General features: G+C 59.2%; 17 protein-coding genes, 1 tRNA gene and 1 pseudogene. 2 read left to right on the forward strand and 17 right to left on the reverse strand.

All coding sequences use genetic code 11. The features are described 5' to 3' along the window. Nucleotides 1–21: 21 nt before the first annotated feature. The 13 genes from M2447_RS03285 to M2447_RS03345 all read right to left on the reverse strand — a co-directional run bounded on the left by M2447_RS03285 (nucleotide 22) and on the right by M2447_RS03345 (nucleotide 18,853). Entirely contained in the window at nucleotides 22–2,415 is a 2,394-nt protein-coding gene (locus tag M2447_RS03285) for a tellurite resistance TerB C-terminal domain-containing protein (protein ID WP_277557384.1), read from the reverse strand. A 258-nt stretch (nucleotides 2,416–2,673) separates the two neighbouring features. Further along, nucleotides 2,674–4,923, reverse strand: a complete 2,250-nt coding sequence (gene feoB / locus M2447_RS03290) for a ferrous iron transport protein B (RefSeq protein ID WP_277557385.1) — start codon at nucleotides 4,921–4,923, stop codon at nucleotides 2,674–2,676. 14 nt (nucleotides 4,924–4,937) lie between these two features. Continuing rightward, a complete protein-coding gene (locus tag M2447_RS03295) occupies nucleotides 4,938–5,930 on the reverse strand; it encodes a FeoA domain-containing protein (protein ID WP_277557386.1) in 993 nt (330 codons plus the stop codon). Between the two features lie 116 nt (nucleotides 5,931–6,046). Then, nucleotides 6,047–7,426: a M20/M25/M40 family metallo-hydrolase gene (locus tag M2447_RS03300; protein WP_277557387.1), complete on the reverse strand. Its 1,380-nt coding sequence runs from the start codon at nucleotides 7,424–7,426 to the stop codon at nucleotides 6,047–6,049. A 95-nt stretch (nucleotides 7,427–7,521) separates the two neighbouring features. After that, complete coding sequence (locus tag M2447_RS03305) at nucleotides 7,522–8,325, reverse strand: hypothetical protein (protein WP_277557388.1); 804 nt, start codon at nucleotides 8,323–8,325, stop codon at nucleotides 7,522–7,524. 36 nt (nucleotides 8,326–8,361) lie between these two features. Next, nucleotides 8,362–8,802, reverse strand: coding sequence for a hypothetical protein (locus M2447_RS03310; RefSeq protein ID WP_277509942.1), 441 nt, complete (start codon nucleotides 8,800–8,802; stop codon nucleotides 8,362–8,364). A 143-nt stretch (nucleotides 8,803–8,945) separates the two neighbouring features. Beyond that, nucleotides 8,946–10,355 (reverse strand): efflux transporter outer membrane subunit, encoded by a 1,410-nt coding sequence (locus M2447_RS03315; RefSeq protein ID WP_277557389.1) that lies wholly within the window; start codon nucleotides 10,353–10,355, stop codon nucleotides 8,946–8,948. 132 nt (nucleotides 10,356–10,487) lie between these two features. After that, nucleotides 10,488–13,673 (reverse strand): efflux RND transporter permease subunit, encoded by a 3,186-nt coding sequence (locus tag M2447_RS03320; protein WP_277557390.1) that lies wholly within the window; start codon nucleotides 13,671–13,673, stop codon nucleotides 10,488–10,490. Nucleotides 13,674–13,733: 60 nt separating this feature from the next. Continuing rightward, nucleotides 13,734–14,957, reverse strand: a complete 1,224-nt coding sequence (locus M2447_RS03325) for an efflux RND transporter periplasmic adaptor subunit (RefSeq protein ID WP_277557391.1) — start codon at nucleotides 14,955–14,957, stop codon at nucleotides 13,734–13,736. Nucleotides 14,958–15,094: 137 nt separating this feature from the next. Continuing rightward, nucleotides 15,095–15,766 (reverse strand): TetR/AcrR family transcriptional regulator, encoded by a 672-nt coding sequence (locus M2447_RS03330; protein ID WP_277509949.1) that lies wholly within the window; start codon nucleotides 15,764–15,766, stop codon nucleotides 15,095–15,097. 241 nt (nucleotides 15,767–16,007) lie between these two features. Continuing rightward, nucleotides 16,008–17,462, reverse strand: a complete 1,455-nt coding sequence (locus M2447_RS03335) for an NAD(P)/FAD-dependent oxidoreductase (protein ID WP_277557392.1) — start codon at nucleotides 17,460–17,462, stop codon at nucleotides 16,008–16,010. A 65-nt stretch (nucleotides 17,463–17,527) separates the two neighbouring features. Beyond that, complete coding sequence (locus M2447_RS03340; protein ID WP_277557393.1) at nucleotides 17,528–18,103, reverse strand: SIS domain-containing protein; 576 nt, start codon at nucleotides 18,101–18,103, stop codon at nucleotides 17,528–17,530. 90 nt (nucleotides 18,104–18,193) lie between these two features. Beyond that, nucleotides 18,194–18,853: a hypothetical protein gene (locus M2447_RS03345; protein WP_277557394.1), complete on the reverse strand. Its 660-nt coding sequence runs from the start codon at nucleotides 18,851–18,853 to the stop codon at nucleotides 18,194–18,196. Between the two features lie 295 nt (nucleotides 18,854–19,148). Here M2447_RS03345 and M2447_RS03350 point away from each other — a divergent pair, with 295 nt between their 5' ends. Further along, the gene (locus M2447_RS03350) at nucleotides 19,149–19,418 is read left to right on the forward strand and encodes a hypothetical protein (protein ID WP_277557395.1); all 270 of its coding nucleotides are present in this window, start codon (nucleotides 19,149–19,151) and stop codon (nucleotides 19,416–19,418) included. A gap of 513 nt (nucleotides 19,419–19,931) precedes the next feature. Here M2447_RS03350 and M2447_RS03355 read toward each other — a convergent pair. Further along, nucleotides 19,932–20,567 (reverse strand): hypothetical protein, encoded by a 636-nt coding sequence (locus M2447_RS03355; protein WP_277557396.1) that lies wholly within the window; start codon nucleotides 20,565–20,567, stop codon nucleotides 19,932–19,934. A 234-nt stretch (nucleotides 20,568–20,801) separates the two neighbouring features. Between M2447_RS03355 and M2447_RS13705 the strand changes: the two are divergent. After that, nucleotides 20,802–20,987, forward strand: a pseudogene (locus tag M2447_RS13705) (transposase); the annotation flags it as partial. Nucleotides 20,988–21,350: 363 nt separating this feature from the next. On the opposite strand, the gene M2447_RS03365 reads toward M2447_RS13705, so the two are convergent. The 3 genes from M2447_RS03365 to M2447_RS03375 all read right to left on the reverse strand — a co-directional run bounded on the left by M2447_RS03365 (nucleotide 21,351) and on the right by M2447_RS03375 (nucleotide 22,551). Then, nucleotides 21,351–21,989, reverse strand: a complete 639-nt coding sequence (locus M2447_RS03365) for a hypothetical protein (RefSeq protein ID WP_277557398.1) — start codon at nucleotides 21,987–21,989, stop codon at nucleotides 21,351–21,353. A gap of 139 nt (nucleotides 21,990–22,128) precedes the next feature. Then, on the reverse strand, nucleotides 22,129–22,329 hold the full coding sequence (locus M2447_RS03370) for a hypothetical protein (protein ID WP_277557399.1): 201 nt from the start codon (nucleotides 22,327–22,329) through the stop codon (nucleotides 22,129–22,131). A 147-nt stretch (nucleotides 22,330–22,476) separates the two neighbouring features. After that, nucleotides 22,477–22,551 (reverse strand) — tRNA-Glu (locus M2447_RS03375). Nucleotides 22,552–22,597: the final 46 nt, after the last annotated feature.

Below are 22,597 nucleotides of genomic sequence, written 5' to 3' on the forward strand. Positions count from 1 at the left end.
TGGGAATAATGGGAGGAAGTGTTATTCTTTTGGTGTGGAAACGAGAAGGTGCGAGTTAATCGTAATGGAGCCATCTTCATTCTCGACGAGCAGGAAGTCGCCAAGTGCTTCGTCGGCCCATGCGTTGACTGCTTCAATTACTCCATTGGGGAGCAGGTGATTATCGCGGGCCAGATTGGCAAAATCCGAGGCCGTCCATGTCCGGCGTTTGCAAAGTGTGGATGCCATTGCGTGGTATTGCTGCGGCAGGCCGTCGAAAGAAAAACGCATCGGATTTGTCGATTGAGACTGATTGTTTTCCGGGGTCTGCCTTGTGACGTTTGACGTGGGAGTGCTGGCCGCGGGTGGTGGCGGGGAATTAGTTTCCTCGGATAAAACATCAGCTAGAATTTTTACGACCTCGGATGTTTCGCGTGTGATTGCGGCAATACGATCCGCATCAAGTGCGAAATAGGATGCATGGGAGGAAATCTTTGATGTTGGTTGCGCGGGGATTGTCTCGCCTGTGCTTGGCGCGTCCGCCGCGGCAATGGTTGTTTCGACAAAGTCATCGGCCAGTGTCCACGGAATGATTTTTTCAGCGACGGATTCGGGCAGTTCCAGCGCGGCGGCGGCGCGTGCGATGGCTTTCTTTTCACCATCGGTGATAAGTCCGTCAGCAGCCGCAAGCAGCACCAACGCCCGCATGACTTTTTCCCGACGCTCGGTGTCAAGCCGCCGTGTGATCTTATTAATGCCTGCACCGGCTTGCGCTGGATTGTGCCGGAGAAGTGCGGAAAGCGCGTTGAGCCGGACAGAGTCAGCGGGGTCGGCGGCAAGGGCCGGGGCAAGTTGATCGCGTATCAGTTTTTCCTCAGCCGGGTCAATCGTGCCGTCGGCGCTGGCGACAAGATGCATCAATTGAAGCAATGCAGACGAGCCGAGGTAGGCGGCGCTTGGATGCGTGGCGATGCGTCCGGGAACCTTGAACACGGCCACCTCGTCACGGGCTTTGTAGGAGATGCCGAGCGCGGCGGCATCGGGTTCGACACAATAGCCGTCGGCATTGAGAAGCTCAACGAGTTCACGGCTGCTTTGAGCGCTTGCGCGCGTTTCCGGCGCGAGGCCGACGAGTGTGCGCAAGTCCGCCGCTTTGAGGAAGGCAACGCCGGATGCGTCCGATTTATCCACAAGTGAGGCGAGTTGTTCCGCGTATGAGGGGGGCTGGCGTTGCGCTGCCTCCGCCTCGGCATCAAAATCCTCCGATGTAACAATGGGGCGAATCGAGGATAGCTGATGCGGTTTGGTGCTGAAGACACCGCCGAGTTCATCGAAACAAATGCGAGGCGCTACTTGGGCAAGATTGAGCGCGAGAAAAGCAGATTTTTGGATATGCAGGCTTGCGAGACAAGCTGATTCGAGACGGCCTGTTGCGGGACTCACACCCCGCACCCATCCGTTAAAAGCGACCGAATCAAGCACACCGGCACGGTCTGCTGAACATAACTCATGAATCGAACGCAAACATGACTGGACGAGCAGTTCCGCATAGAGTCGCTGGGCGTCAGTTTCAGTGATATTTTTTTCCGTGAAGGTTTTTTTTGTTTTTTGAAAACGCACTTCGCTCAGGCGGGGGATGCTGGCAAAATCCGGCAGCGTGTAATCAACGATCAGCATGCGCATGTCCTGCCGGTAATCGACGGAAAACTCCTTCGGAAAAAAATCAGGATACTCGGAGCGAGTTAGCACGAGGTCACAATGTTCCGCGACAACACGCGGGTCGCCGTGGCGGTAGGCGATTTCCTTGGCATCGAGAGCGGCGTTGTGAGCGGCGCGTTGTTGCTCAAATGCTTTTTTTGAAGAAATCCACACGGCATGCTGCCGGAGATAGGATTCGTGGGTGCGGATATTTTCCGCTTTTATGGCCGCGACTTTGGCCGAGTATTCAGTTTGAGCGCTGGCGAAGCGAGCTTGCGCGGCGGCTTCCTTTTTACGTCGCAATGGAGGAATAATTTTATCAAGCAGACTCAACTTCGGTGAAAATTCTTCCGCCGCAGCGTTTGGCGGGGGTGGTGACAGACGTTGTTTAAAAACGGGTTCCGGCTCGGGAAACTTATCGGCACGTTTGAATTGCTCGAAAGTGACGGGAGGCTGGTGGCGAAGCGATGATGTGAGAATTGAGCGGCAGTTGGCGAGGGCTTGCTGGGCCTCGGTCGTGCGCTCCTCCGCATCCTCGATTCCCGCCTCAATGGCGGCACGCCTGTCGGCAATGGCTTTGCGCTTGGCGGCGACTTCGCAGCGTTTTTTCCACGTCTCCTCCCAATCCGCCAAAAGCAATTGCGCACGATACTCAAGCTCTGTCTTGCTATTTCCTTTAAGAACGCGTTGGCGGTTGAGTCCTTTGTGTATGACTGTTATCCGGTAATAATAACGCATCGGTAAAATGACATGGAGCTGTTTAAAATTCGTTTGTCAAGCGGTTGGGGAACCAATGCATCTATTAATAATTAGTAAGTGTTGCGCAAGTTTTGGATGATCGAGAAAATACTGTTTTATAAGTAATGCATATTGTCCGTCGAGCCTATCATGCAACCAACTAATCGCTTTCCGAGAATAGCGATGTAGAATTTCGATATAATCGGACGATTGCAGTCGCTTACTCCAAACGTCGCCCATGCCATCAACACGCATATATCATCCGGCGGCCATGCGCCATGCAAACGCGACCAGGCTGCAGAGGGCGACGCCGATGGCGATGGGCATGAAGGTCGCCAGCGCCGTCCATTTGGCCGAACGCGTTTCCTTGTAAATCGTGTAGATAGTCGTGCTGCAGGGGTTGTGGCAGAGGCTGAAAAGCATCAGGTTTATTCCCGTGAGGAGCGTCCAGCCACCCTGGGTCAGGAGCGTTTTCACACTGGCGTTGTCGGTTTCAAACATCACGCCGGCTTCGCTTCCGGGCACGGCGTGGCCGGTCAGCAGCACCGTCAACATCAGAACTGTGGGGATGACGATTTCGTTGGCGGGTATCGCAATGATATAGGCGAGCAGGATGACGCCGTTGAGCCCGATGAACCACGCGAGCGGATCAAGGCCGCCGACAATCCACCCGGCGAGGCTGGTGCCGCCGATGGTGACGTTGGCAACAAGCCAGATGACCGCGCCCGCCGGCGCCGCAAACACGATGGCGCGCCACAGGACAAAGAGCGTGCGGTCAATGAGCGACGTGTAGAGCGTGCGCAAAATGTTCGGCGGACGATACGGCGGCAGCTCCAGACTAAACGTGGACGCCTCGCCGCGCAGCACCGTGCGGCTGAGCGCCCACGAGGTGAGCAGCGTCAGCGCGAAACCGAGCACCGCGATCATGAAAACCGCGAGCGTGGCCGTCACGCCCGCGAGCGCCGCGGGCGCGAGTGCGCCGAGAAAAATCGTGGCGATGAGGATTTGCGTGGGCCAGCGTCCGTTGCAGATGGCAAAATTGTTCGTGATGATTGCGATCAGGCGTTCGCGAGGGGAGTCGATCACGCGCGCGGCGATGATTCCGGCGGCGTTGCAACCGTATCCCATCGCCATGGTGAGCGATTGTTTGCCGTGCGCGCCGACGCGCTGGAAAAGCCGGTCGAGATTGAACGCCACGCGCGGCAGGTATCCGAAATCCTCCAGTATTGTGAACAGTGGAAAGAAGATCGCCATCGGCGGCAGCATCACGCTGATCACCCACGCGGCGGCAAGGTAAACGCCGTCGATCATCAGCCCCGCCAGCCACGGCCAGAGGTGCGCGTGCGCCTGGTCGTGCAGAACGGGATAGATTTTGCCGAGCAGCAGGTCGTTGAGCAATTCACTGGGAACATTCGCCCCGCTGATTGTGATCCACAAAACGACGGCGAATGCCAGGCCCATGATCGGGAAACCCGTCCACGGCCCGGTTAGGAGCGCGTCGAGTTTGTTTTGCAAATCGACGCGACGCGACGCGCCCTTGCGCGCAACCGAGCGCGAAACGATGCGCGAGGACTCCGCGTAGATGGCCTCGGTGAGCCGGTCGCGATAATTTGACGGCAGCTTCCAGCGCATGTGCAGGGCCGTCTCGACAATCGACACGCCTTCGGGATTGTCCGCAGCGGGCGAATTGGCGGCGGATTCGGAGCCTGCGTTCGCGGTGGCGGCGTGATCGCCGGCGAGCGTGCCGATGCGCCCGCTTCGCACCAAGTCGGCAATGGAGCGGTCTCCCTCGAGCAGGCGCAACGCGATCCAGTCGGGATGCGCGAGCGCGGGAAATGTTTTTTTCAAGCGCTCCACGATGAGCGGAAGCGCCTCGCGGAGGCCGGGCACATCGAGTTGAAGGCGGCGGGGTTTGCACACCACAGCGCCCGTGGCAACGGCGTGGATTTCGGCGAGCAATTTGTCGATCCCCTCCCCTCGCCTCGCCGCGCACGGCACGACGGGGATGCCGAGGTCGGCGGAAAGGCGGCGCGCGTCGATCACAAGATTGTTGGCGCGCGCCTCGTCCATGAGGTTCAGGCAGAGCACGGCCTTGTCGGTGATCTGCAACACCTGCAAAACGAGATTGAGGTTTCGCTCGAGCGAGGATGCGTCGACCACGATCACAGAAACATCGGGCTGGCCGAACAAAATAAATTCGCGCGCAACGGTTTCGTCGGGACTCGCCGAGCGCAGTGAATACGTGCCGGGCAGATCGACGATTTTGTAGCGTTTGCCCTGATAGGAAAAACCGCCCTCGGCGCGCGCGATTGTCTTGCCGGGCCAGTTGCCGGTGTGCTGGCGCAATCCAGTGAGGCTGTTGAAGACGGTGCTCTTGCCGGTGTTCGGATTTCCCGCGAGCGCGATGACACAATCCCACTGGTCGATGCGCACGCCGAGCCGCTCCAGCCCTTCGCGCGGAGCGGAGGGGCAAGTTGAGCAGGAGGACGGAGGACAGGCGTCGGACATCGGGAGAAATGATTCTAATTTTGCGCCGCAGGGGCGTTTTCGGGCAGCGGGCAAATCAAGACCTGCTCCGCCTGCTCGCGGCGGAGCGCGATCAACGTGCCGCGCACACTGAACGCCGCCGGGCCGTGAAACGGGCTTTGCATCGCGTATTCGATCCGGCTGCCGGGCACGAAACCGAGGTCGAGCAACCGCGAGCGCTCCACGCCGATGCAGCCGGGCAGCAAAAGCAGCACGTCCGCGCTTTTGCCAATGGTGAGATCGGAGAGTCGGCGCGCGCCCTCGGGCACGCGCTCGTCCGCGGCAACCGGCGGGCGCGCGCGAATCATTGTGGCGAGTTCGGACGGAAGCAATATCTCGCGCGCCTCGACGGAAAGCCGGCAGGCGGCGGCGTTTGTTTCCAACAGGGAGAAACGCATTCCGGCATAAACGCCCGCCTCAACCAGTCGCGAAAACAAGGCCGGCGGTTCGTCCTCGACGTGCTCGATCACTCCGCAATCGCCCGGGCGAAACGCGAGCAGCGACTGCCCCTTGTGCGCCGGCCAGGTGCCCTCGCGGGTCGGTATGGGATCGCCGTGCGGATCGAAGCGGGGGTTGTCGAGCTGGTCCGAAAGGCGGTTGACCTCGTCGCGCGAAAGCTGGTGCTCCTCCTCGTGCGCAATCTCGTGCCAGCGCTCGGGTTTGACGCCCGACTGACGGGCAAGCCGCGTTTCCGTCAACCGGTGCGCGCGCATGATGAGCAGGCCAATTTCGCGCCCTTGCGGCGCAAGCGTCCAGTTGCCCGATTCGGAAACCGTCACCAGCCCGGCCTCGCGCGCCTTGCCCAACGCGCGCAAGACATCCTGCAGCGGAATCCCCGACACGCCCGCCAGGTGCTCGCCCGACGGCGCGTGATTTTGGTATTCGCATTCGAGCATCACGCGGAGGATGTCCTCGATCAACTCCTGCTCCGCGTTGTGCCGCGACGGGGATGGAACTGGCTGCGATGATGGACCGGTTTCAGGTGGCATGGTTTAGCCAAGGTAGCACAGACATTTCTGTCTGTGCGGAGAGTTCGCGCAAATCACGGCACAGACAGGAATGTCTGCGCCACCTTCGTCGAAACACGTTTTTTGAAAAACGTGTTTCATCCGCGCGCGATTTTTTCGTAAACCTTTTCCACGGCCAGGATGCCCTTCTCCATTACGCCGAGGTGAAAGCTTTCGTTCGGCGCGTGCAGGTTGTCCTCGGGCAGAAACAGGCCGAGCAGCATAGAGTCGAGGCCGAGCACGCGCTTGATGTCCGCGATGATCGGCACGCTGCCGCCCTCGCGCAAATACAGCGGCGCGTTGCCGAACACCTCGGTCACCGCCGAGTCGGTGGCGCGAAACGCGCGCGCAAGCACCGGCGACTGGTCCTTCGGCGTGTTGCTCCGGCCGGGCGGCACCACGACATAGGCCTGCGCGTCGTGCTGGTTGACCAGCTCGAACGTCACATCCTTCGGCATGCGCTCCTTGATCGTGTTGTAAACCAGCTCCCTGATTTTCACCGGGTCCTGGTTGGAAACCAAGCGGCAGCTAATCTTCACAAACGCCTTGCTCGGGATGACCGTCTTCGTGCCCTCGCCCTGGTAACCGCCGCCGATGCCGTTGAACTCAAGCGTGGGTCCGTAGCGCGTGGCCTCGAACGGTGTGTAATCCTTCGCCGGATGAAACGCCGGAATGCCGAGGAACTCGCGGTATTCCTCCTCGCTTTGCCCGAACTTCGTCAGTTCGTCGCGCTCCCACTGCTCGACGGGCAGCACGTCGTCGTAAAAGCCGGGCACGTTCACGCGTCCGTCGGGCGAGTGCAGCGACGCGCACACCTCGGTCAGCGCCTGTATTGGATTTCTCAACACACCGCCGTGAAGCCCCGAGTGGAGGTCCATTTTCGGCCCCGTCACAATCAGGTCGAGCAGCATCAACCCGCGCAATCCGCACGTCACCACGAGCTGGTCCTCGCGGGGACTGCCCGTGTCGGACAAAATCACGCAGTCGGCCTTGCCGAGGCGGTCCTTGTATTGCTCAAGAAACGGCAGGAAGCTCGGGCTGCCCATTTCCTCCTCGCCCTCGATGACAAAAGTGATTTGCAGCGGCAGGTTGGGCTCGCGCTCCAGCAGTTTTGTGATCGCCGCGATGTGCACGAGCAGCGGCCCCTTGTTGTCCGCTGCGCCGCGCCCGTAGATGCGCCCGCCGCGAATCTCCGGCTCAAACGCCGGACTCTCCCACAGGTTGAGCGGATCGGCGGGTTGCACATCGTAGTGCCCGTAAACAATCACGTGCGGCCAGCTTTCGTCGCCGCCGCGGTGCGCGCAAATAACGGGATGCACTCCCGTGGGAATCGAAACCACATCGACCTTGAAGCCGGACGATTTCAGCAGGTCGACCACCAGATCGCGCGCCGTCGCCATGCCGGCCTTGGCGGACGAATCCGTGGAAATACTCGCGCAACGAATGAACTCTTTCAGTTTTTCAACAGGATTAAACATGCCGCACACCGTGGCGCAAAAATCCGCGCTGCGCTAGCCGAAAGATGGCGCAACACAGTCCGCGTTGCGCCGAAAAACAAACAAGGGAAAATCCCTCACGCTTTTTCAACCAGTTCGTGCAGGCGCTCGATGGTCGGCTCTTTTTCGCTGATTGAGGCGAGCGAGACGTAGCGCGGCTTGGGAAGCTCGGCTTGCTGGTTAGTTTCCTCGGGGCGGCCGGCAGCGAGCTCGAAGGGCACGGCCATGCGCAGTTTTCTCATGCTGGGAATGCGCATGCGCGTGCCGGAGAGTTTTTGCCCGAAACCCGTGGGTTTCTCGACCGTGATTTGCACGGAAAGGCGATGAAAGCCCGTGAGAATGTTGGCGTTCGTGCGCACGGGCATCGCGTAAACCGCGGCCTGTCCCGCCGCGAGGTGGAACTTCGTGTAGGTGGCCTCGGGGCGTCCGATGTCGGGAAGGTGGCCGAGGCGCACGGTCACCACGCTTTGGCGCGAGCGGTAGTTTTCGAGGAAGAGAAAGAATGTCGTCGAGCCCGAGCGCACCAGCGAGTCGGGCACAAAAAACGCCGTGGCGGCGACGCCGCGGCAGGTGGCGAGCAGGTCGAAGCCGAGCTCGCCCGCGAGCACGTTGTGCGACTTGGGCGCGTCCACCCGGTCGCGATAGCTCCGGTAAATGCACCAGATGCCGTAGACGCAGGGCGCGCCCAGCGCCACCGCGGGCATCCAGGCCCAGGGTTTGCAGCCCTCCACTTGCATGCCCGCAACCGTGAGGACGATGGCGGCGAGGCCGGCCACGATGGTCCAGAACCACACGGCGGTGCCGCCGCGCCGGGTCGGGCCCGCGTCGGGTGTGCGGTCGGGCGTTTCAGTGTAAAGAATGTCAGAGTCTTTGGTGTTCATGGCGGTTTCGGTGTTTGTGTTTCGGCGCTTTCTTGCTCAACCCGAGTGGCGGCGGCGGTAGCCCGTGCGCACGGCGATTATCAGGCCGAGCATGATGAGGACCTTGGGCACGATGCCGTCGAACATGTGCAGCGGATAAAAGATGCCGATGAGCACCTGGAGGGTCACATAAAACACAAGCGCGGTAACGGAGGCGCGGAACGGCGCGTATTTGCCCCATCCCCACAGGATCGCGAGCACCGTGCCGACGACAACCATGCCGATGGCCATGCCGAGGTCTTTTTCCACGGCCGGATTGATGTCCGTTATGGCCATGGCGTAGTTGATGCACCGGTAAATGGGAAACAGCGCCGAGATAAACTGCACAAGGGCGGTGGCGAACAACCAATCGCGGCCCGAGAGTATCTGCTGCTCGCGCGCGGAGCGCGACTGGCACTCGCGCAGCATTCGCAATGTGTTTTGTAGATTTGTGCTCATGTGGGAATTTTCGATTTTGGATTTTCGATTTTCGATGTCAGACCACTCGCGGACTCGTAGAGGGCGCTTCCGCGCCGTGGGATTTCCGCAAGCGTTTTATACGCCCCGAATCCGAAAACGAAAACTCAAAAAATTGTTAATTGTTATTGTTGTTGCTGCTCCTGGACCCAGCCGCCGCCGAGGGATTTGTAGAGCGTGACGTAGTTGGCCAGTTGCGCGAGGCGGGCCTGCACGAGGCCTTGCTGCGCGGAGAAGAGGCCTTGCTGCGCGGTCAGCACGGTGAGGTAGCTGTCAACGCCCTGCTTGTAGCGGGTGTCGGAAAGGTCGTAGCGGCGTTGCTCCGAGGCGACGCGGAGTTCCTGCGCCTTGATCTGATCGACGTAGGTCGTGCGCGCCACGAGCGCGTCGGACACTTCCTTGAAGGCCGTCTGGATCGTTTTTTCATACTGCGCGAGCATGATTTTCTGGTTGGCCTCGGTGACGGCGAGGTTGGCCTTGAGGCGTCCGCCGGTGAAGATGGGCACGTTTATGCTCGGCGCGAAGCTCCACATGAAGGAGTCGCTTTTGAAGAGGTTGTCGAGTTCGACGCTGCCGAAGCCGCCGTTGCCGGTGAGCGAGATCGAGGGGAAGAACGCGGCGCGCGCGGCGCCGATGCTGGCGTTGGCGCCGCGGAGCGTGTGCTCGGCCTGGAGGATGTCGGGGCGGCGCGTGAGCAGGTCGGAGGGCACGCCGGCGGGAAGCTCGGCGATGATGCCCTGCCGTCCGAGCGGGAGCGGCGCGGGGAGGTCGGCGGGGAGCGGCGCGCCGACGAGGAGCACGAGCGCGTTGCGGGCTTGCGCGAGCTGGCGCTTGATGTCGGCCACGCTGGCGCGCGTGCTGTGGACTTGCGTCTCGGCGGTCTTCAGGTCGAGTTCGGAAACGACTTCGCCGTCATACATTTTTTTGATGAGGTCGTATGAGCCTTCGACGGTTTTGAGCGTGTCCTCGGCGATGGCGAGTTGCTCGTCGAGCGCGCGCTCGGCGAGGTATTGCGAGGCGACGCCGGCGATGAGCGTGATCTCGGCGCTGCGGCGCGCCTCCTCGGTGGCGAGGTAGTTTTCAAGCGCGGCGTCCTTGAGGCTGCGGACGCGTCCGAAGAAATCGAGTTCGTAGGACGCGATGCCGACGCCGACGGTGAACTGGTTGCCGGTGGAGGGCTGCCTGGTCATGGAGAACTCCGCGGGCGTGCGCGAGCGGGTGTAGCCGCCCGCGCCGGCGACGGTGGGCAGGAGCGCGGCGCGCTCGATGCGGTATTGCGCGGCGGCCTGTTCGACGCGGAGAGCGGCGACGCGCAGGTCGCGGTTGTTTTCGAGCGTGAGGTTGATGATCGCCTTGAGGCGCGGATCGCCGAAGAAATCCTGCCACGCGATGTCCTTCACCGCGGCGGGTTCGTCGGTCGCGCCCGCGTAGGCGGCCTCGACGGGCATGGGCGGTTGCTCGTATTTCGGAGCCATGGTGCAACCGGCGAGGAGCACCAGCGCGATGGCGCCAAGGGTTAAAGTTTTTGTCTTCATTGAGAGTTCTGGAAAATTTTTGAATTTAAAATTGGTTTGTTTTTTAACCACGGAGTTCACTGGGGAGCACGGAGGCGGACGTTGTTTTTATTCATGTTTCCCCATGCGCTCCGTGGTTAATTCTTTGTTCGTTTATCCGATTTTGTTCGGTTTGCTGCGGAATAGTTTCGTAACGACGACGAAGAGCACCGGGACGAAGAAGAGGGCGAGGACGGTGCCGGTGATGACGCCGCCGAGCACGCTGGTGCCGATGGCGTTTTGCGAGCCGGCGCCCGCGCCGGTGGAGATGGCGAGCGGGACGACGCCGCAGCCGAAGGCGAGCGAGGTCATCAGAATCGGGCGAAGGCGGAGGCGCGCGGCGTGCACGGTGGCCTCGAGCAGGCCCATGCCGCGGTCGAAGCCGTCCTTCGCAAACTCGACGATCAGAATCGCGTTTTTACAGGAGAGGCCGACGGTGGTGATCATGCCGACCTGGAAGTAAACGTCGTTGGTCATGTTGCGCGACCAGACGGCGAGCACGGCGCCGATGAGGCCGAGCGGCACGACGAGGATGACGGAGATGGGCACCGTCCAGCTTTCGTAGAGCGCGGCAAGGCAGAGGAACACGACGATGAGCGAGATGGCGTAGAGGGGGCCGGCTTGCGCGCCGGACTGCTTTTCCTCGTAGGAGAGGCCGCTCCAGGCGACGCTGACGCCGGCGGGAAGTTTTTCGGCCACGATTTGCTCCATGGTGTCCATGGCGAGGCCGGTGCTTTTGCCGGGGAATTCACTGCCCTGGATGGTGACGGAGGGGAAGCCGTTGAAGCGGTCGAGCGCGGTGGAGCCGTATTCCCAGTGGGTGGTGGTGAAGTCCGAGAAGGGCACCATTTCACCCTTGTTGTTGCGCGCATACCAGAGGCCGATGTCCTCGGGCATCATGCGGTATGGGGCGTCGCCCTGGATGTAGATTCTCTTGACGCGTCCGCGGTCAATGAAGTCGCCGATGTAGCGCGAGGCCCAGCCGATGGAGAGGGTCTGGTTCACCTCGGCGATGGAGAGGCCGAGGGCGCTGACTTTTTCGAGGTCAATATTGAGGTGGAATTGCGGGGTGTCGTCCATGCCGTTGAGGCGCACCGCGACGAGGTTTTGGTTGTAGGCCGGGTCCATGTTCGCGGAGTAGATGAGTTGCTGGCGCGCGGCGGTGAGCGCGTCGTGCCCCATGCCCTCGCGGTCGAGGAGGCGCATTTCGAAGCCGCCGGCAATGCCGAGCTCGGCGATGGCGGGGGGCGTGAAGGCGAAGGTGAGCGCGACTTTTATCTTGCTGAAGTGCGCCATGGCGCGTCCGACGACGGCGTCAACGCTGTTGTCCTTTTTGTCGCTCTTCAGGCCGAATAGTTTGCGCACCTTGGCGGTGAAGCTGCTGTCCAGGCGCTCGTCCCAGTCATACAGTTTGATGAAGCCGAGGGAGGCGTTCTGGCCGCGGCCGCCGAAGCTGAATCCGCAAATGGTGAAGATGGTTTCGACGGCGTCCTTTTCCTCCTCGAGGAAGTAGCGTTCCACCTCCTTGAGCACGTTGACGGTCTGCTCCTGGGTGGAGCCGGGGGGCAGGATGGCCTGCATGACGGCGTAACCCTGGTCTTCCGAGGGAAGGAATGATTTCGGGAGGCGCACGAAGATGAGTCCCATGGCGACGGTGATGCCGACATAGATGAGCATGACGCGCAGGGGGCGCTTGACCAAGCCCGCGACGCTGCGTTCGTAGCCGTTGGTGCTGCGGTCGAAGACTTTGTTGAACCAGCCGAAGAAGCCGCGTTTCTTTTCGCCGTGGGCGCCGGGCTTGAGGGGCTTGAGCATGGTGGCGCAGAGGGCGGGCGTGAGCACGATGGCGATGACCACCGAGAGGATCATGGCCGAGGCGATGGTGATCGAGAACTGCCGGTAAATGACGCCGGTCGATCCGCCGAAGAACGCCATCGGGGTGAACACCGCGGCGAGCACCATGGCGATGCCGACGAGCGCGCCGGTGATCTGGCCCATTGATTTTTTCGTCGCCTCCTTCGGCGACAAGCCTTCCTCGGACATGACGCGCTCGACGTTTTCGACGACGACGATGGCGTCGTCAACCAGCAGGCCGATGGCGAGCACGAGGCCGAACATGGTGAGCGTGTTGATGGTGAACCCGAAGGCCGCGAGCACGGCGAAGGTGCCGAGCAAAACCACGGGCACGGCGATCGTGGGGATGATCGTGGCGCGGATGTTTTGCAGGAAGAGGAACATGACGAGGAACACGAGCACGATCGCCTCGAGCAGAGTCTTGACAACCTCCTCGATCGAGATGCGCACGAAGGGCGCGGTGTCCATCGGGTAGATGGCGGCGAGGCTGGGCGGGAAAAACTTGGAGAGGTTCTCGACCTCGGCGTGGATGCGGTCGGAGGTGGCGAGCGCGTTCGCGCCGGAGGCGAGCTTGATGCCGCAACCGGCGGAGGGCTGGCCCTTGTAGCGCGCCTCGAAGTAGTAGCTTTGCTTGTCCTTCTCAATGCGGGCGACGTCCTTGAGGAGCACTTGCGAGCCGTCGGGGTTGACGCGCACCATGATGTTTTCAAATTGCTCGGCGGTGGTGAGGTAGGTCTGCGCGGTGATGGTGGCGGTGAGGCGCTGGCCCTTGGGCGAGGGCGTGCCGCTGAGCTCGCCGACGGAGACCTGGGCGTTTTGCGCGGAGATGGCGGCGAGCACCTCGGAGATGCTCATGTTGTAATTGGTGAGGGCGTGCGGGTTGACCCAGATGCGCATGGCATACTTGGCGCCGAAGAATTGCACGTCGCCGACGCCGGCCACGCGGCTGAGCGGGTCGCGCACCTGCGTCTCGACATAGTCGGCGATGTCGGCGTCCGACATGGAGTTGTCCGTCGAGTAGAAGGACACCATCATGAGGAAGTTGCGCGTGGCTTTTTGCACGGTCACGCCCTGGTCCTGCACTTCGTCGGGCAGGAGCGGGAGGGCGAGTTGCATTTTGTTTTGCACCTGCATTTGCGCGATGTCGGGGTCGGTGCCGACCTCGAAGGTGATGGTCATCGAGAGCGAGCCGTCGCTGTTGCTCGTCGATTCCATGTAGCGCATGTTGTCGATGCCGGTCATCTGTTGCTCGATGATCTGGGCGACGCTGTCCTGCACGGTTTTTGCGGAGGCGCCGGGATACATCGCGCTGATCGAGATCGCGGGCGGCGAGACGTCGGGATATTGCGAGACGGAAAGCGTGTTGATGGACAACAGGCCCGCCAGCATCATGAAGATAGCGATAACCCATGCGAACACGGGGCGGTCGATAAAAAATTTGGCCATGAGAGAATCCTCCTCGGAGGTTTGGAAAACGGTGTGAATTGCTGCGCGCTCGCGCGGTGATTATTCGATGGGCATGGAGCCGGGCGTCTGGCCGGCGGGCCTGGGCTTGACCGGAATGCCGGGCTGGCGGATGTATTGGAGCCCCTCGACGACGACTTGCTCGCCGGCCTTGATGCCATCGGTGATGAGCCACTTGGCGCCGATGGTGCGGTCGGCCTTGAGGACGCGCAGCTCGACGGTGTCGCCGCCGTCCTTGCCCTTGGCGACGACGTAGGCGATGGGCTGCCCCTTGGTGTTGCGCGAGACGCCTTGCTGGGGAACGAGGATCGCCTGGGGCGCGACGCCCTCGACGATCTCAACGTGGACAAACAGGCCCGGCAGCAACTCGGGCACGCCGCCCTTGGTGGTGTTGGCAAATTCAGCGCGCATCATGATCGACGATGTCGAGGGGTTCACGGAAATGTCGGCGAACTGGATTTTGCCGGTCTTGCCGTATTGCTTTCCGGTGAACATGTGGAGGATCGCCTTGTCGAAGCCCTCTTTCGGAGCCTGGAGGAGGCCCGCCTCGCGATATTCCTCAAGCTGGAGCGCCTGGCCCGCCGGCTGGGTGATGTCCACGTAGATCGGGTCGAGCTGCTGCACGGTCGCCAGAAGCGTGGCCGTGGCCGCCTGCACATAGGCGCCCTCGGTGACCTCGGATTTTCCGATGCGGCCGGTGATCGGCGAATACACTTTCGTGTAGGAAAGATTGATCTCGGCGTTTGTGACCGCGGCCTCGGCGGCCTTGACGTCGGCGACGGCGGCCTTGGCCTGCGCGACGACGTTGTCGTAGTCCTGCTTGCTGACCGAGTTGGTCTTGATCAGCTCCGAGTAGCGATCTGCCATCGCCTGCGAGGAAACGAGGCTGGCCTGCGCGCGGGCGAGAGTCGCCTTGGCGCTTTCGAGCGTGGCCACGTAGGGCGCGTCGTCGATCTGGTAGAGTTGCTGGCCCTCCTTGACCTCGGAGCCCTCGTTGAAGAGGCGCTTTTGCACGATGCCATTGACGCGGGCGCGCACCTCGGCGACGCGGTAGGCGGACGTGCGGCCGGGCAGTTTGCGCGTGAGCGTGACCGGCTCCGCCTTGACTGTGTAAACGCCGACTTCCAAGGCGGCCATCTGATGTCCGCCCTGCTGGGCTTTCTTTGAGCAACCCGCGGCGAATGCCGTGGCGACGAGCGTCGCAAGGAGCGGAAGGATGACACGGGAAACGGAGCGTCCGTCTCGGGAGTTTTTGCTAGGCTTCATTGTAGGATTAAAAGTGGATGTTTGTTGGTTTTTTGGTGGGAGATGTTCCGTTTCGCAGTAAAAAAAACATGGATGGTCAACGTGGGTGCCGGACGGTCGCGCTTGGCGCATAAACGGCGTTTGAAACAAGCGTCCGCCTAATGCGCGCACGCGCCGTCAAGCGACGCCCTCATGCCCGCCGAGCAGAACGTCAGCAGGCGGCGCAGCTCCTTTTTCACGCTGAGGTTTTTGCCGAGCTTGTGGCAGCGCAGGTCGGCGAAAAGCATGTGGTGGTGCAGTATGGCGAACACCTGGACGGTGCGCCATTCCAGCTCATCCTTGTTCATGTCGGGCAGCGCGCGGGCGAGCATTTTCAAAATGCGATCCTTGAACGGAAGGATAAACGGCGTGAGGAACGAGGTGATCTCGTCGTCGGGATCGAGAAAAAAGCGGCTGATCATCTTGGCGGTGTGCGCGTATTTGTTGCGCTCGTCCTGGTCGGTGTGCAGCAGCGGACGGATCGCGGCCTCAAGGATCGCCTCGACCGTCGGCGCGCGGTCGCCCGCCGCGGCTTCCACCTCCTTGAGCAGCGCCATGCGCTCGTCGTTGAGGGCGGTGATGCGGTGCGCGAGCACCTCGGCGATGAGCCGTTCCTTGGAGCCGAAGTGGTAATTGATCGCGGCGAGGTTGACCCCCGCCTCCTGGGTGATCTCGCGAATGGAAACCTGCTGGACCCCGCGCCCCGCGATCATGCGCTCGGCGACGTCGAGAATGCGCGACTTGGTGTCGCGCTCGGCCTCGGCTGCGTGGTTTTTGTTTCTATCGGTCATTTGAAACGGTTGTTTGAAACGCACGTTGCAATTTTTGGTTTTAGTGTCAAGCGGCTGTTTTTTGCGGCGCATGAAAAAGGCATGGTGCCGCGCCGCGCAACCCGCGCGCAATCACGCTGTTGTCAAAATTATGGCAAAATGTTTTTTTTATTTTTCCAAGCGGGCGGCTCCCCTGCCCCGCCCCCATGCGGTGACGGCGCGATGCGCGAGCACCAAACCCGCGGTTGCGCGTTTGCCTCGCCTATTTTTTCAACCCGTGCAGGTAGCTGTCGATTTTATTGGCGGTGATCACGCCGTAGTTGATCGTGCCGAGCCAGCCGGACATGATGATGCCAACGCTGCCGGCGTGATAAAGGCCGGGGAGTTTTTCGCCGAGATTCATCGACACGGGCAGCCCCTCGAATTTCGTGCCGAACGACGCGCCCTGGTAATGCCGCGTGTAGCGCTCGACCGTGCGCGGCGTGGCGGCCTCGGTCCAGTCGATCTTTTCGCGCACGCCGGGGATGAAGCGTTCGAGCGCGGTGACGGCCTCGTCGATGAGGCGCGTTTTGTTTTCCTCGTAAGTGGCGTCGTCCATTTTTTCCCAGTCGGGATAGCGGCCGTTGAGCGAGGCGACGACGGTGTGGCGGGGCTCGGGCGCATGGGGGCGCGTTTCGGGATAATAGACGGAAAAGGTGCGGCTGGTCGTGCGCAGGTCGGTGAGCGCGGCGCTGTCGTATTCGGGCTCGTCGGACGTGAAGATAAGGTCGCCGATGCGCGGAATCGTTTCGCCCTTGCGAATGCCGAGATACACCTGGCACGAGCTCGTGTTGATGCGCACGGCGCGAGCCTGCGCGACAAAATCGGCGGGGAAGTTTTCCGCGCCCGCGAGCTTGAAGATGGTGTTGTGGATGTTGGCGTTGGAGAGGACTGCCTTGGCGCGGATGACGCGGCCGCTGGAGGCGACGATGCCGCGGGCGGTTTTGCGCGTCACGCCGTCCGCGCCGGTTGTTTCCTCGACGAGGATTTTTTCGACGAGAACTTTTTTGCGCAGCTCGACTCCGTTTTTGCGGAGTTCTGCGCACATTTTTTCGATGAGCACGTCGGAGCCGCCTCGAAAGGTGAACACGCCCGCGCCCATGAAATTCGAAAAAACGATGCCGTAAGTGATCGCGGGGTCGTCGAAGTTGGAGCCGTTGGCGTAGGAGATCGGCTCCATGAGAAGGCGGTGCACATCGGGGCGGCCTGGGAAGAAGCGCTCGAACATTTGGCCGGTCGTCTCGGTGTTGTTGTCGTAGTAATTCATCGCGCGCAGGTGGTCGTAGAACGCCTCCACCTGGGCGCGCGGGAGCTTGAACTGCTCGACGAGCACGCGCGTGTAGTCCTCGCGGGTGAATGTCGTCCACACGTCCATTTGCGGATTCACGAAGCGCACGTCCTTGAGTTGCTCGATGGAGTCGGCGATTTCCCGCGTCCAGTAGCGGCGGCAGGATTTGATCATGCCGGAGGGGAAGCCGTGGAGCGAGATGTCGAAAATGTGCCCGCCCTTGCGCGTGAACCAGGTGGCGAGCCCGCCGAATTGGTAATGGTGTTCGAGCAGGAGCACGCGATGGCCGGCCTTCGCGAGGACGTTTGCCCCGGTCAAGCCACCCAAACCGCTGCCGATAACAATGACGTCATATTCATCAGCGACTCCTTTTAACCAATCGTAAGCCATGCAAAATAAACAGAAATGCAAATCGAAGGGCGCGGCGCGCCCTTTGGAAAAATTTTGGATCAGCGTTACTCGACCGCCGCGTCGATCAGGTCGCAGAAATGGTGAACGAGGAACAGGTGCGCCTCCTGCGCGCATCGTCCCGAGTCGCCGGGGATGATCAGGTCGACCGTCGCCATTCCCCTGGCCTTGCCGCCGCCCCTGCCTAGGAAGCTGATGCTTTCGAGGCCGAGCTTTTTGGCCGTTTCGAGGGCGGCGAGGATGTTGGCGGAGTTGCCGCTCGAGGTGATCCCAATCACGACATCGCCCGGTTTCGCGAGCCCCTCGATTTGGCGCGAGAACGCGGCGTCAAACCCGTAATCGTTGCCGATGCAGGTGATCAGCGAACCGTCCGCATTCAACGCGACGGACGGGAGCGAGCGCCTGTTCTTGAAATAGCGTCCGACGAGTTCCGTTGAGAAATGCTGCGCCTCCGCCGCGCTGCCGCCGTTGCCGCAAATGAGCAGTTTGTTGCCCGAGCGCACGGTCTTGAGAATCAGCTCCGCCGCGCGGTCGATTTCGGCGCGGATTTCCTTGAGCGATTCGATGCAACGCGCGGTTGCGGCGATTGAGTTGTCGAGAAGGTTGGTTGGTGTCGTGCTCATGGTTGGTATTTTCTATTGGAGGAAAATGGATTTCGCGATTCAGTGTGCAGGAAAATGCGGCGGGGCGCGAGGAGGGGCAGCCGGACAGGCTCAATCAAAGTCGTCCTCGGCGGGCAACTCTATGGCCTCGCGGCAGTCCTCCATCATGCGGAGTGATATCTCGCGCAGATCAAAAAGCATGCACAACGCCTCGGCGCGATACTTGGCCAGCGCGGACGAATGCCTGGCCGCCTTTTCGTCGAGGATGGCGATGGCTCTGTTTATTTCGCCAAACATCCGTTTGAACAAGCTGACCGCCATGGCGAAATCCCCGAAGTCCAGCGCGTGCACGGCGAGCACGGCATGCGATTCGCCGCGATGCAACGCGGCCGCGAATGCGACGGCGAGCGGCTGGGGCACGGACGCCGGGTTCGCGGCGATGCGCTCCCATTCGCGCGAGAGCTTCAGGTGGATGGCCCTGAGCGCCACGTAAATGTAATTTTTGTGAACAGTGTAGGGCCCCTGGTCATCGTCCTCGTCGTCGTCATCGTCATCATCCTCCTCGTTTGAGCTAAGCCGCCAGCCCATGTGCGCGGCTGCTTTTTCGAGCCGGTTCTCATCGCGAAGCAGCAACTCGTAAAAGCCGATATAGCGATGAATCGTGTCGTCCTGTTCGCGCAGGTAATGCTCCCAGTCGAACTCATTCCAAGCCACGCCGCCGACATCGTCGTCGTCGGAATCGGATGGGTTGTTTGGATCGAAGCTACTCATTGCGGCATTAAGGAACGCAACGTGTTGCGCCATTTAGCAAAAGGCAATGTTAGAAACGAAAAAAATCACAACATGTTGCGTTTCAAAGCAATGCCAACCGTTTCCGTGAAAACGAAAAAGCCGGTTGGCGAATTTCATGCAGCAACGGGGCATTGAGTAACTCCCAAGCTCCCCGCATCCCTTGACGGGGGTAATTGTTACGCGCCACATTGGCATCGCAAGAGGTGGCGTGAATGAGCCGAAGTGGCGTCGCAAGGGCGATGACATTGTGACGTGAACGCGGCAGCATATATCAGTGCCGCGAGGCCGGCGCGTGTATTGCTCCAATCGCGGGCGGCGCAGCGGATGCGGCCGCACGTTTGCAATCTATCTGTCCACGACTGTGCCGCGTCACGGCGTGGACACGGCGACGCTTTCGCGATTGTTCGCCGGGCTGCTCGCGAGGCTTTCTCTCAAGGCCGACGACGAATCGTTGCGCGCGCCCTTCGCGATGGAAACGTATTTATCATTTGCGGGCACGCTTGCGGCGGCGCATGGACGCGCCGCGCGTTTTGCGTTGCCGTGAGCGAGACCCGCCGGACAACAACCGCGCCGATCCGCCCGGCATGTGCGCGTGGTTTCAAACGCGCTTTCATCGGGCGCTTTGGGCTAAAAACAACCCGCCGCGCTTGCGTCCACCCACCTTTGACGCGCGCCGGCGAGGAAGGCAATCCCGCGCCAGGCGTGTCGTAATACACACAGCGCAAAGCAGCTCACCGGGTCACCGCCGTCGTATGCACGAGCACCGTGGCACCTCGTTTCTGTCGCAACATGACACGGCGATGCACCAAAAATGGGGGACGCCAAACAAGCGCCGGATGGCCGAGCCGGTCGTATTTGCGATGTGTGCGCGGCTATTGCTAGTTCGGCAGCATGCTGGAATTATCATAAAAACCCTGCGACGCCAGATCGGCAAAATTTCGGATTTCAATTCGACTCGTAACACTTACCCAACAATGCCTCTCACCTTGCAAGAGGCACCAAGCTTTGCTTGACGCACGCGACCTCAATTCGGCTCGTAACAGGCAACACGTAACACTTATTCGTTCGTTGATATGATGTTTGCTATTGTTGGCTTGGATGGCTCACTTTCACTTTTCAAAACGGATTCGAATTCATCAGCTGGGATTTCTAAAATGCACACTAGAGATCCGAAATAAATATAGGTATCAAGCACGTCTTTTTCTGTAGAATAAAGCCCTGTATAAACTTTGACAACATATTTGACTCTTGGCTTAGTCTTCGGAACAAAACGTCTATTGAATGCCTTAAGAACAGCCTTGCTGCTAAAGCTTCGTGATATTGCTTGTTTGGGTTGCAAAACTTGGGCAACATCATCTAACATCACCAATATTGAAGGTTGTATTTTATCGCTATATCCTTCATCATATTCAGGTAAAGTTCGGACATTATTCCCTTCCGTGGTGCCGTCCGCATAAACACAGTAGGTGCGCATATTAAGCGCTGTTGTTTCATATTTGATTCTGTCAAATAGCCCGTCGGTAAAAACAACCGCCTTATCTCCATTGTTTGCCAGCGTGACATAAAACTTACGGTCCTGTTTAGAGTAATCAAATGACAGGCTGATTTTATGGTTTTTATCAAAATCGGCCACTCCAGCAAAAAGCACCGATGTAGAAACAAGAGTCAGCAACAATATAATTTTAGTTTTCATTTTTATATATTTATTCGCTTTGGGTTTAACACCTCGAAGCTTGCTTCGGCTTGGTTGGTCGAACGTGCATGAGGGTTGTTTGCGTGGTGGTCGAATGAGTGTTGGCGGGATTGTTCAAATGCCCCGGAGCTTGCTCCGGGGATATTTACTTTAAATTGCCATGCTTCGGGACTATTGCAAGCAGGCACTGAGAAGTGACCCGGTAGCAAGCACGAGGAATTGCCCCACCTTGGCCAGCACTGGCGCTCATTGCGAACAAACAACCCGCTGGAACGGCTCATGCGCGAGATACGAAGGCGAATCCGCGCGGTCGGAGCGCTTCCCGGCGGCAACTCTGCGATGATACTGGTGGCCGCGCGGCTGAGGCAGGTGGCCGGCAGCCAGTGGGGCCAGAAACGTTACATGGACATGAGCCATCTGAAAGCCGTGAACATAATCGAAAAGCACGCAGCGCGGCTCTCAACCCTCAGGAAAGAACCAACAACAAAACAACACATAACCTTCCTCCGCCGACTATATGCTTTTTAAAATGTGCGAAACTTGACGGACACTACCTGCTTTGCACCGTTGCTGCGGAAGGAACCACATTGTTATCGTTTCTCTTACAGTGAACGTCTCTCAAAATTCCGACAGCAAATTTAAGCGCATTGATGGTAGTATTTACGACCGTCGCTACATTTGAAAATCACATCCGAATATTATGAGTGTTGTGCTTTTTCAAATAGCATACGCTGACGATTCGGTTGGCACATCTAATGCTAATGGTTGGCTTGTTGGCTCACTTCATTGCGCTTTAGCCGAAGCTGGCACGTTGTTTGCTATGGTTGGCTTGGATGGTTCACTTCTTAATACGGATTCGAATTCATCAGCTGGGATTTCTAAAATGCACTCCAGCGACCCGAAATAAATATTGGTGCCAAACACATCTTTTTCTGTAAAATAAAGCTCTGTGTGAACCCTGACAACATATTTAGTTCTCGGCTTGGCTCCGGGCACAGCGACCCTATTGAATGCTTTGAGAACAGCTGTGCCATCAAATCCTCGTGAAATTGCTTGTTTTGGCGTCAGATCTCGAAAAAATTCATCCACACTCACTTTGAATGCGGGTGTTATCTTATCGCTATAACCCTTATTATATTCGGGCAGAGTTCGAACATTATTCCCTTCTGTGGTGCCGTCCGCATAAACACAGTAGGTGCGCATATCAAGCGCTGTCGTTTCATATTTTATTCTGTCAAATAATCCATCAGCAAAAACAATGGCCTTGTCTCCATTATTCGACAACGTGACATACAGCATATTGTCCTGCTTTGAATAATCCAGCGACAGGCAAATTTTATGACTCTTGTTAAAATCGGACACACCAGCAAAAAGCGCCGATGTAGAAACAAGAGTCAGCAATAACATAATTTTAGTTTTCATTTCTATATATTTATTCGCTTTGGGTTTAATACCTCGAAGCTTGCCTCGGCTTGGTTGGCCGAACATGCATGAGGGTTGTTTGCGTGGTGGTCGAATGAGTGTTGCGGGATTGTTCAAATGCCCCGGAGCTATCTTTACTTTAAATTGCCATGCTTCGGGACCATTGCAAGCAGGCACTGAAAACTGCCCCGGTAGCAGGCACGAGGAATTGCCCCACATTGACCGAGGCGGTCACCGGCGAGCGCGCGTGGTAGGCATACTGGGTGAGCTTTCGCTTTCCGTCAGCACCAGCCCATGCCACCTGATAGACAAAACCGGATTTCATGGTCTTGTGCGCCATACAGCAAACCTTCACGGTAACATTGTCCGACTTGACCAAGCGCGGCCACTCCCTGCGTTTGGAACGGGGTTTTCTCATACAGTCTCATACAAAAAACCTATACTACCACACAGGTTCAAAGTCTCCTCATAGGGAGAGGTGGTAAATTGGCGCCCTCACGGGGAATCGAACCCCGCTTTGAAGAATGAGAATCTTCCGTCCTAACCGATAGACGATGAGGGCGTTTGCTGTGCAAGAACACAGAACAGTGCGCATTGCCGTGCTCAGG

It is taken from the genome of Ereboglobus sp. PH5-10, assembly GCF_029504735.1.
In the GTDB taxonomy this organism is placed as follows: domain Bacteria; phylum Verrucomicrobiota; class Verrucomicrobiia; order Opitutales; family Opitutaceae; genus Ereboglobus.

What these genes read in the sequence shown, in the direction of transcription:
- M2447_RS03285 (WP_277557384.1), bottom strand. Translation starts at nt 2,415, where the DNA reads ATGCGTTATTATTACCGGATAACAGTCATACACAAAGGACTCAACCGC.
- feoB (WP_277557385.1), bottom strand. Translation starts at nt 4,923, where the DNA reads ATGTCCGACGCCTGTCCTCCGTCCTCCTGCTCAACTTGCCCCTCCGCT.
- M2447_RS03295 (WP_277557386.1), bottom strand. Translation starts at nt 5,930, where the DNA reads ATGCCACCTGAAACCGGTCCATCATCGCAGCCAGTTCCATCCCCGTCG.
- M2447_RS03300 (WP_277557387.1), bottom strand. Translation starts at nt 7,426, where the DNA reads ATGTTTAATCCTGTTGAAAAACTGAAAGAGTTCATTCGTTGCGCGAGT.
- M2447_RS03305 (WP_277557388.1), bottom strand. Translation starts at nt 8,325, where the DNA reads ATGAACACCAAAGACTCTGACATTCTTTACACTGAAACGCCCGACCGC.
- M2447_RS03310 (WP_277509942.1), bottom strand. Translation starts at nt 8,802, where the DNA reads ATGAGCACAAATCTACAAAACACATTGCGAATGCTGCGCGAGTGCCAG.
- M2447_RS03315 (WP_277557389.1), bottom strand. Translation starts at nt 10,355, where the DNA reads ATGAAGACAAAAACTTTAACCCTTGGCGCCATCGCGCTGGTGCTCCTC.
- M2447_RS03320 (WP_277557390.1), bottom strand. Translation starts at nt 13,673, where the DNA reads ATGGCCAAATTTTTTATCGACCGCCCCGTGTTCGCATGGGTTATCGCT.
- M2447_RS03325 (WP_277557391.1), bottom strand. Translation starts at nt 14,957, where the DNA reads ATGAAGCCTAGCAAAAACTCCCGAGACGGACGCTCCGTTTCCCGTGTC.
- M2447_RS03330 (WP_277509949.1), bottom strand. Translation starts at nt 15,766, where the DNA reads ATGACCGATAGAAACAAAAACCACGCAGCCGAGGCCGAGCGCGACACC.
- M2447_RS03335 (WP_277557392.1), bottom strand. Translation starts at nt 17,462, where the DNA reads ATGGCTTACGATTGGTTAAAAGGAGTCGCTGATGAATATGACGTCATT.
- M2447_RS03340 (WP_277557393.1), bottom strand. Translation starts at nt 18,103, where the DNA reads ATGAGCACGACACCAACCAACCTTCTCGACAACTCAATCGCCGCAACC.
- M2447_RS03345 (WP_277557394.1), bottom strand. Translation starts at nt 18,853, where the DNA reads ATGAGTAGCTTCGATCCAAACAACCCATCCGATTCCGACGACGACGAT.
- M2447_RS03355 (WP_277557396.1), bottom strand. Translation starts at nt 20,567, where the DNA reads ATGAAAACTAAAATTATATTGTTGCTGACTCTTGTTTCTACATCGGTG.
- M2447_RS03365 (WP_277557398.1), bottom strand. Translation starts at nt 21,989, where the DNA reads ATGAAAACTAAAATTATGTTATTGCTGACTCTTGTTTCTACATCGGCG.
- M2447_RS03370 (WP_277557399.1), bottom strand. Translation starts at nt 22,329, where the DNA reads ATGGCGCACAAGACCATGAAATCCGGTTTTGTCTATCAGGTGGCATGG.